We start from the raw sequence: 9,259 nt of genomic DNA on the forward strand, positions 1-9,259 counted from the left end.
TAATGCTTGTTGTAATCCCTTGTTAGCCGATACACCACCAGCAATGGTAATACGCGTTTCACCTAATGTATGAGCTGCATCTTTTGTTTTTTCTACAAGCACATCGACTATGGCCTTTTGGAAGGACGCTGCCACATCGGCTTGATTGATGGGCTCATTCTTTTGTTGTTTGCTATTTAAATAGTTTAAAACTGCTGATTTCAAACCACTAAAACTAAATTCAAAATTACCAGGTTCACTCAAAGCCTTTGGAAATTCGATAGCATCAGCATCGCCTTCCATAGCAAGAGCATCAATATGAGGTCCCCCTGGGTACGGGTAGCCCATAACTCGAGCAATTTTATCAAAAGCTTCGCCTGCTGCATCATCTCGTGTTTGGCCAAGAATATCAAATTCTTCATATCCTTTTACATGGACTAACATTGTATGACCACCAGACACGACGAGGCTCAAAAATGGAGGCTCCAATTCTGGATTAGCTAAGAAATTAGCAAAAATATGGCCTTCCATATGGTGAACTGGCACCAAAGGAATACCGGTAGCAAAGGATAACCCCTTCGCCGCTGCTACACCTACTAATAGTGCACCAACAAGCCCTGGACCATAGGTAACGCCAATATGGTCGATATCTTGTAAAGTCACATTCGCATCTCGTAGCGCTTGATCTATAACAGGTATAACTTGTTCTATATGGTGACGCGATGCGATTTCTGGCACAACGCCACCAAATTTTCTATGAATCGGCACCTGGCTTGAGATAACATTAGATAAAACAGTGCGCCCATCCTTAAGGACGGAAGCAGATGTTTCATCACAGCTACTCTCCAAGGCTAGTGTGTATATACTCATTCTATTTCCTCTGAAACGAGAGACATAATATACGCATCTTCCGTAGGCTCTGAATAGTAATCTTTACGAATTCCTTTTACAGAAAAACCTAAATTTCTATACATAGCCAATGCGGCTAAATTCGATATGCGCACCTCTAAAAAGATTTCGTGCATGCCTCGCGAAAAACATTCATCAATTAATCGTTTTGTAAGTTTTGAGCCGTATCCCTTACCGCGAACAGAAGGTAAAATAGCGATATTCGTGATTTGACCTTCGTCGTATACAAGCCAAGCACCTGCATAGCCAACAATATGGTTCTCCTCACAAATTACCATATATAGTTTATTTGCTGCCCCTTCCAGCTCGGCGAGAACAGATTCTAAACTCCACGGAACAGAAAAGGACTGCTGTTCAATCTCATAAATAGCGTGAGCATCGTCAATCGTAGCTAAACGTATCTCCATTATTCTGCACCTGCCGCCTCTGTCACTACTACAGTAGGATTTTGGCTCAACATGTGAGGGTTATCCTTATGGCGTTCTTCCCATAATACCTCTGCTTCAGAGCGGCGAATATAATATGGCACCATATCCATAGGATCAGATACTTCATTTGCATCTATTAACTTACGACTAGCTAACAGTAAAGAACTAGCCTTCGGAATACGTTGTGATATATCTAGAATCGTTAAATTTGTATCACTTTCATCTAATAGTTTTTCAATACGTTTAATACCATCACCAAGGAATACTACTTGTTCTTCAGATGCTCTGAGTCGTTCTAGTAAATCACTGGCAGGGATAACAAATGGCTCTTCCTTGCATACGAGTTCATTACCCTCATATTGATAAATACCAGCGTAAACATGTTTCTTCTGCGCATCAATAACAGTACAAATTGTACGATCCGTATACGATACATTACGCGCTAAGCTATCCATGGTCATCACACCATATAAAGGAATTTGTAAGGCGTAAGCCATAGCTTTCGCTGTACCCATGCCAATGCGTAAGCCCGTAAAAGAACCGGGGCCAATACTAACTACAATCCCTTTTAACTCATTTCTTTCAACTTGAGAGGCACGTAACAACATATCAATATGAGGTACTAATTGCTCGGAATGAGTCAATCCAGCTTGGATGGTCAATTCCCCTATAAGGTTATGTTCATCCATCAAGGCCACACTCGATACGAGTGAGCTCGTCTCAATTCCCAACCACATATGGGCCTCCTATTTCTACTAAATCATCCGCTGTAAGGTAATCACTACCTAATGTAATAGAGCGGCTAGTATCATCAATGCGCGTTAAATAAATCCACAATGTTTCATCAGGCAATTCATCTGGGAATTTATCAGCCCATTCAACAATGGATACGCAATCTTCTGTATATTCGTAAAAGCCAATGTTTTCCAGCTCACTAATATCATCTAGGCGATATACGTCAAAATGATATAAATATGTACGATTCACATCATAAGTATTCATAATAGCGAAGGTAGGGCTCGTAATCTCCTCTGTTACACCAAAGCCTTTAGCTATGCCCTGCGACAAATGAGTTTTACCCGTCCCTAGATCACCAATCAAGGCAATACATAAAGGGTCCCCATTCTGTTGCACCCATTTGCCTAGTGACTGTCCAAATTGTTGTGTATCCTCTACTGTATGTGTCTCTAATTGGACCTGTGCCTTATGATTCATGAAAATGATTATATCCTTTCGCTTCTATGGTCTTAATCGCTCTATCTGGTGTTACCATCTGAACCTTTGCAGAACCAGATACAACTTCACCAATTAATGTAATGCCTCCTAATTGTTCTAATCTAGGGGCTATTGACTTAGGGGCCGTAAATACGAGTTGAAAGTCTTCTCCGCCATATAGAGCATAATCTACGGGCTTTGTTTGTAAATGTTTAGCTAATGCATAGGTTTCTTCGTGCAGTGGAATAGCTTGTTCCTCTACGACAATAGAAACATTACTAGCAGATGCAATTTCATTTAGCTCACTACCTAGACCATCAGTAATATCGTTCATACTATGGACACCTAACTGCCTTAATTGTTGACCTAATTCAATTTGAGGGTCTGGACGTTGATGCCCTACCTTGGTCATTGTATAACCTTCTAGGTTATACGATAAGGCACCTAATCCTGTAGCTGCATAGCCTACATAGTTCGTAACGCCTACAACGTCACCTACTTGTGCACCGCTACGCATAACTGCAGTCCCTTTAGGCACCTCACCGATAATCGTTACGGTCCACACCATAGGACCTTCTGTGCGAACCGTGTCGCCGCCTAATATATTTACCTTATATCGCTGGCATTGATCTTTAATGCCTCTATATATTTCATCTAATATTGCCGTATCTATATGTTGCGGAGCTGCAACAGATAAAACGATTTGCCTTGGAGCCCCACCCATAGCCGCAATATCACTTAAATTAGCCGTCATTAGACGATATCCTACATCATAGGGCATCATATAGTGAAAGCTAAAGTGAACCCCTTCTACCATAGTATCAGTACTAATTAGTTGATCCATATCCTGTGCGGCAGAATATACTGCACAATCATCACCTATACCATACACTACGGTATTAGAGTCATATATTGTATTATCTTGAATTTGGCGAATGAAATTAAATTCCCCTACATCTTTTAATTGCATCTGATCACCTAGTTTCTGATTATTATACTCATTGTATTGTAACATATATAAAAGACAACAAAAATAGCAGATAGTTGATATATCAACTATCTGCTATCAATGTTCCTAAGGGAATTATTTTTTAATTAGGTTCGTCATCCGTTTAACTGGATCTTTAGTATCAAAGGAGCCTACAGTAGGAACCTTTTTACCATCGCTAACGAAGAGAACACCATTAATATTATCAAAGGATGTTAATGTATTTACAATAGCAGCCATTTGCAATTTAACAGTTAAGTCCCCACCATTACCTTTTACGAAAGCATTATTTACTTCCACAGAAGCAATGCCATCCTTTACAGTAACAGATGTAACTTCAATATCCTTAGTGAATATTGGATATTTTTGAGCTCTATCAGCTTTTAACATCGCTAGCAGAGCTGCTTTCGGCGTTACTTTATCCGCCTCCATCTCAACGGTCTGTTGTTTTACTCCAGAACCATCCTCTGTCGGTACAAAGAATATCATCTTAACCTTTTCTTGAGATACTTTTGTAGTTTCTGCATCCTTATTGACTTTCGTCTCTTGCACAGGCTCACTTTTACCTGTTGTAGGAGCTTGTTCAGGTGTACAACCTGCTGCAAATGCTAGCATGCCTACACAGAGGATCGAAAGAACTTGTTTACGTAATTTCATCGATTAACCTCCAAAGTAATTAGCAATACCATTTGCAATGCGGTTAGCAAAGTCTTCTTGTGTTTGAGCAGATTGTAATGCTCGTTCCTCGTTAGGGTTGGAGATAAAGCCAAGCTCTACGAGAATTGCAGGCATATTAGAATGTCTCAACACGTATAAGTTACCCTCTTGAATACCACGGTCACCATTAAAACCAGGTGTACTAGCAATTTGACTTTGAACCTTTTGTGCCAATCTAGCATCATTACCTGTTTTACTATAGTAGTATGTTGCAATACCACCCACGCTTGGGTTAGTAAAAGCATTGATATGAACACTTACAAGAGCATCAGAATTATTTCGGTTCGCAATATTAACGCGAGCGCCTAATTCTTCAACACCACTTGCATTAGGGCCATATACGTCTACGTCTGTAGTACGAGTCATAACTACTTTAGCGCCACGGCTTTCCAAAGCAGATTTCAAATACTTAGAAATTGGTAATGTTACATTTTTCTCTTGTAAACCATGTGGTCCAATAGCACCGGAGTCACTACCACCATGACCTGGGTCGATAGTGATTGTTTTACCAGATAAACCACCGCTACTAGAGTATTTACCGGATCCAGCCGGTACATTTTTCGCTGGATGAGCAGCAGGAGATGGTCGTTTACCATAGTAAGCAGGTTTAGGTGCCACACCTTTTTTCTGAACATCTACAACGATGCGATATGGTTTCTTGTTAACCGTATCTTTTTTCAGGGAAAATACCTTTACATCACTCGTATCGATAGATGAAGGTGTCTTGATTGTAACCTTAACATCTCTGCCATCTTCTGAGAGTTTAGCAGAACTAGCTATGCTTGAGTCCATTGTAATGTTCTCTTTAGCAGTCTTTAGCTTTGTGTTTTTCAAGGTAACAGTCGTCGTTTTCCCATCTTTGCTAATCGATGCGGACGCTTTCACCGGCGCTGACAAATCCATAACCATACGAACATATGGTACAGGTGCATCTGTTCTAGTCACCCATCGGGCATCTTCAAGATTAGCGGCCTTCGCTTGAGTCAATAATAAAGGTATTGCCATCAAGACTGCAAGGCACATAAAAAATAGTTTACGCAATACATTCACTCCAATCTAACTGACATACGTAGTGTCCAAACCATAGAGATGAGTCGATGATATCTTTGTCTATCAAAATCTCATCGTTCCAATCTATCCATAAACTAATGTTAGATTATAGATAGATTATTTCATACAAACATGAAGATAAGCATGCCGATTATACATATTACTATATAAAGTCTTTATACAAACCCCATAAAAAAATAGTTGCTTAAAATTATTTTTTATGCTATACAATCGACGTTATCGTTCAGTCGTAATTTGCCATTCATTCCCATCCGTACTAATGTGAATACGTCCCATCGTATCCGTACGGTAAATGGCAATATTGTTTTCCTGTAAACGACGCAATGTTACATCGTGAGGATGACCATACTTATTATACATGCCATTTGAAATTAATGCACTTTCTGGTTTAATAGATTTCAAAAAATCTTCAGAACTACTTGTACGAGAACCGTGATGACCTACCTTAAGAACGCGGGCAAACAGTCTAGAGTTCTGCTCTTTTACGAGTTTTTTCTCTTCTTGTAATTCTGCATCACCTGTGAAGAGCATTGAGAATTTACCAAAAATTAATTTACCTACTATAGAGTTATTATTAAGATCTGGCTCACCTTTTTTATCGGTTAACACCTCTGTCCAAGGTGCATACACAACAAACACAGCACCATGTCCAAAATCAACTACATCACCACTTCTCAAAGTAGAACGTTTAATTTTATTTTTCTCAATCCACTTTTCATAGGTTTTATACATATTGTTATCAACAGAAATACCGTCATCATATACATTTTCAATAGGAATTGTTTTGGCAATAGCATAAAAACCACCCATATGGTCCGCATGAGGATGTGTAATGATGATGTTTTTTAATTTCGTTACGCCCATCGCTTTTAACTGAGCTACAATATTTTCACGATGTTCAATATCGCCAGTATCAATCATGCTATATTCATCGCCTACCTTGAGCAATATAGCGTCCCCTTGACCAATATCTAGCATATATACATCTAACTTGCCTTCAGGCGTAGTCGCTTTAGTATCAATGGAGTAACCTCCATTAGCACTTGACGTTGCTTGATTAGCAGCATTAGCTACATCTTTATTCGTACATCCTGCAATAGCAAAGATTGGAATACAGAGCACTAATAAAAAGGCTATAAACCGTTGTATCTTAATTGTCATTCTTATTCTCCCAATAACTCACTAATGACACAACCTAATGAAGCACTTACATCACTAGGTGTATATCCCCAACTCTTACTTTCACATAGTATGTCAGCGCTACGACTATGCACATATACACCGAGAACTGCACTATCTCGTAAAGAATAACCTTGGCTAATGAAACCTGCGATTACACCTGTTAGTACATCCCCCATACCGCCAGTACCCATACCAGCGTTGCCAATTGTATTGATATATACTGTTCCGTCTGGTAATGCTACAACAGTAGGAATCCCTTTTAATACTAAAATGACTTGGTGTGCTTTAGCAAATTCTCTTGCCAATGTAATGTAATGACGCTCAATCCATTTAATAGGCAAATCAATGAGCCTACTAAACTCGCCTAAATGAGGTGTCATCACACAATAAGGGAGATATCTTTCCAGTGTATATACAGACTCAATATCACCATCACGTAATGCATCTTTATCAATAGAACCTACATGGCCCAATGCATAAAGAGCATCTGCATCAAGAACTAATGAGCCTTCGTAGCTATCTACAATAGAGTCTACCAAATCAGGAATTTCACAAGTACGTCCTAATCCTGGTCCCATAGCAACTACTTGGCGCCCTTCTAACAAAGCTTTATTATCATCTACAGAAGTAACCATTACTTCCGGTATGATGCGACCTTGTACAACTGGTTTAATCACTTCAGGTACACCTAAAGTTACCTTGCCAGCACCACTATGAACTGCAGCCTCTGCAGCTAAAATAGGAGCCCCTATCATATCATTAGATCCACCAATAATCAAGGCATTCCCATTGACTCCTTTATGGGCCATAGGCATCCGATAATTAATAAGCTTTTCCGCTAAATCAGAATCAATTGTTACAGTAACATCACGGTCTCCTAATACTTGCTGCCATGGTGCACCTAAAGGAGCAACAACAGCCGTCCCCCCTACAGCCTTGCCAGGATATAGTAATAACCCTTGTTTAATGGCCCCAAAGGTAACTGTATAATCATAAACTAATGTACCTTCAGCTACTTGACCAGTTGTAGCATCTAATCCAGCAGGGACATCGATGGCCCACAAATCAAAATTATATTGACTGCGCATGGTATCAATATCATGGAGTACATCCACAGTTACATCTCTTAACTTTCCAGTTAAGCCTGTTCCCATAATACCTTCTACTACGATAGCTACATTAGACCAATCGTTAAATTCATCATACATATCGATGATGCAACCCATGGCCTCACAGCGCTCTAATTGCAAAGCAAAAAGATCACTACATTTGCTCATATCTCCTACTAGTACAATATGTACAGGTACACCTTGTTCCATTAAATGACGAGCTGCAACAAGACCATCGGCCCCATTATTCCCTGTACCGCAGATAAATAGAACAAAACTATTAATAGAACGGGCGTTATCTAAGGAAAACAAATCATATTGTCCCCATAAAGCATCAACAATGCCTCGTCCTGCATTTTCCATAAGGATTTCTAAAGAGACACCTAATTGCTTAGGTACCTCTCGATCTATAAATCGAGCATCTTCCGTTGTTAAAATGTTCATCTTATGCTCCTTCAAGTATGACTGTACTCATTGCGTATTCCTTGCAATGACTAATAGATACGTGAATATTAGTATAGCCTGATTTTTCATAGATATCTTTAAAAGTATCCTGTAAACGAATCAGAGGCGCTCCCAATTCATCGTGATATATTTCTATATCTTGCCAAGAACCATGTCGCATCCCCGTACCTAATGCTTTAATAAAAGCCTCCTTAGCTGCATAAATACCAGCGTAGGATTCATAACGACCTTTATTACGGCTTTCACAATACTCTATCTCATGAGGCGTATAAACACGCTCCACAAAAGAACTAGACCGCTCAATAGCTTGGCGGATACGGTCAATTTCTATAATATCGTTCCCTAATTTCATAATAGCTCCTAAAATACCCTAACACTATTATTATACACTCTTAATAGGGATAAAAACATAGATAATATCTAGGCATTTACAGAGAATGGTAAACTAGGTAAGCTATAAATTTCAACTTTCCCCTTACGATTTACAGCCATATACATTTGACCATTGCGGTAGTCCATATCCTCGACCTCCATACCAGATGTATAAGGACTGATATTTTTCACGACCCCTTCTTCATCGACAAAAACAAAGGTCGTTAAGGTTGTAAAAATAGTATTACCATTGCCAGCATAGGCACCATTATTATTTAAATCTGTATGCTCTGCATCTATCTTATACGTTTTTATCTTATTAAAATTAGAGTCATAATAATTAATAGTACGATGAGAATTTGTTAAAGGCACAATAGATACGTATTCATTACGTTCTTTATCAAAGGCAAAATTGAATACCTTTTCTTTTAATCTAATTGGTACCTCCACAATCATACTATCTGCCTCAATAGGCGTAACAATATAGCCGTCTACAACGGCATTTGTCGTATAGTAACGGTTGTTGTTAGGATTATACGTTAAGGTATTCATATGACCTAATAGCTTTTTATGGCTATACTCATACTTTGCCACCACTTTAAATGTAGTAGGGTTAATTTCGTAAATGATTTGCTTTGTATTTTCAGAGTTAATACAAGCTAACACAAAAACATCTTTTTTAGAGTTATAACAAAACCCTTGGCATTGATTTACGCCCGAATCTAATGGGATTTCTGCTAAACGAGATAAAGGTAATGGCATTTGAACGGCACTCACATGTTGTGTTAGCGTTGGAATGTCAAAGACATTAGCAATATAGTCAA

11 protein-coding genes are annotated in these 9,259 nt (G+C 39.0%); all 11 read right to left on the bottom strand.

Annotation, left to right across the window (positions count from 1 at the left end; genetic code table 11):
• Positions 1 to 849: tRNA (adenosine(37)-N6)-threonylcarbamoyltransferase complex transferase subunit TsaD (gene tsaD / locus Q0F90_RS04895; RefSeq protein ID WP_296003884.1), on the bottom strand; the 849-nt coding region annotated here is incomplete at its 3' end.
• The gene (rimI, locus tag Q0F90_RS04900; RefSeq protein ID WP_296003885.1) at positions 846 to 1,295 is read right to left on the bottom strand and encodes a ribosomal protein S18-alanine N-acetyltransferase; all 450 of its coding nucleotides are present in this window, start codon (positions 1,293 to 1,295) and stop codon (positions 846 to 848) included. The genes tsaD and rimI, both read right to left, overlap by 4 nt.
• Positions 1,295 to 2,053: a tRNA (adenosine(37)-N6)-threonylcarbamoyltransferase complex dimerization subunit type 1 TsaB gene (tsaB, locus tag Q0F90_RS04905; RefSeq protein WP_296003886.1), complete on the bottom strand. Its 759-nt coding sequence runs from the start codon at positions 2,051 to 2,053 to the stop codon at positions 1,295 to 1,297. The genes rimI and tsaB overlap by 1 nt, the downstream gene beginning before the upstream one ends.
• A complete protein-coding gene (gene tsaE / locus Q0F90_RS04910) occupies positions 2,037 to 2,531 on the bottom strand; it encodes a tRNA (adenosine(37)-N6)-threonylcarbamoyltransferase complex ATPase subunit type 1 TsaE (protein ID WP_296003889.1) in 495 nt (164 codons plus the stop codon). The genes tsaB and tsaE overlap by 17 nt, the downstream gene beginning before the upstream one ends.
• A complete protein-coding gene (gene thiL, locus Q0F90_RS04915) occupies positions 2,521 to 3,501 on the bottom strand; it encodes a thiamine-phosphate kinase (protein ID WP_296003890.1) in 981 nt (326 codons plus the stop codon). Before thiL ends, tsaE begins: the two co-directional genes overlap by 11 nt.
• A 114-nt stretch (positions 3,502 to 3,615) precedes the next feature.
• On the bottom strand, positions 3,616 to 4,176 hold the full coding sequence (locus Q0F90_RS04920; protein WP_296003892.1) for a GerMN domain-containing protein: 561 nt from the start codon (positions 4,174 to 4,176) through the stop codon (positions 3,616 to 3,618).
• Between the two features lie 3 nt (positions 4,177 to 4,179).
• Positions 4,180 to 5,277 (bottom strand): N-acetylmuramoyl-L-alanine amidase, encoded by a 1,098-nt coding sequence (locus tag Q0F90_RS04925; protein WP_296003893.1) that lies wholly within the window; start codon positions 5,275 to 5,277, stop codon positions 4,180 to 4,182.
• Between the two features lie 246 nt (positions 5,278 to 5,523).
• Positions 5,524 to 6,468, bottom strand: a complete 945-nt coding sequence (locus Q0F90_RS04930; RefSeq protein WP_296003896.1) for a ComEC/Rec2 family competence protein — start codon at positions 6,466 to 6,468, stop codon at positions 5,524 to 5,526.
• A gap of 2 nt (positions 6,469 to 6,470) precedes the next feature.
• A complete protein-coding gene (locus Q0F90_RS04935; protein ID WP_296003899.1) occupies positions 6,471 to 8,042 on the bottom strand; it encodes an NAD(P)H-hydrate dehydratase in 1,572 nt (523 codons plus the stop codon).
• A gap of 1 nt (position 8,043) precedes the next feature.
• Positions 8,044 to 8,415, bottom strand: a complete 372-nt coding sequence (acpS, locus tag Q0F90_RS04940) for a holo-ACP synthase (RefSeq protein ID WP_296003901.1) — start codon at positions 8,413 to 8,415, stop codon at positions 8,044 to 8,046.
• Between the two features lie 68 nt (positions 8,416 to 8,483).
• A partial coding sequence (locus tag Q0F90_RS04945) for a hypothetical protein (protein WP_296003903.1) occupies positions 8,484 to 9,259 on the bottom strand: 776 nt, incomplete at its 5' end.

The organism is uncultured Veillonella sp., from assembly GCF_934190855.1.
In the GTDB taxonomy this organism is placed as follows: domain Bacteria; phylum Bacillota; class Negativicutes; order Veillonellales; family Veillonellaceae; genus Veillonella.

What these genes read in the sequence shown, in the direction of transcription:
- rimI (WP_296003885.1), bottom strand. Translation starts at nt 1,295, where the DNA reads ATGGAGATACGTTTAGCTACGATTGACGATGCTCACGCTATTTATGAG.
- tsaB (WP_296003886.1), bottom strand. Translation starts at nt 2,053, where the DNA reads ATGTGGTTGGGAATTGAGACGAGCTCACTCGTATCGAGTGTGGCCTTG.
- tsaE (WP_296003889.1), bottom strand. Translation starts at nt 2,531, where the DNA reads ATGAATCATAAGGCACAGGTCCAATTAGAGACACATACAGTAGAGGAT.
- thiL (WP_296003890.1), bottom strand. Translation starts at nt 3,501, where the DNA reads ATGCAATTAAAAGATGTAGGGGAATTTAATTTCATTCGCCAAATTCAA.
- Q0F90_RS04920 (WP_296003892.1), bottom strand. Translation starts at nt 4,176, where the DNA reads ATGAAATTACGTAAACAAGTTCTTTCGATCCTCTGTGTAGGCATGCTA.
- Q0F90_RS04930 (WP_296003896.1), bottom strand. Translation starts at nt 6,468, where the DNA reads ATGACAATTAAGATACAACGGTTTATAGCCTTTTTATTAGTGCTCTGT.
- Q0F90_RS04935 (WP_296003899.1), bottom strand. Translation starts at nt 8,042, where the DNA reads ATGAACATTTTAACAACGGAAGATGCTCGATTTATAGATCGAGAGGTA.
- acpS (WP_296003901.1), bottom strand. Translation starts at nt 8,415, where the DNA reads ATGAAATTAGGGAACGATATTATAGAAATTGACCGTATCCGCCAAGCT.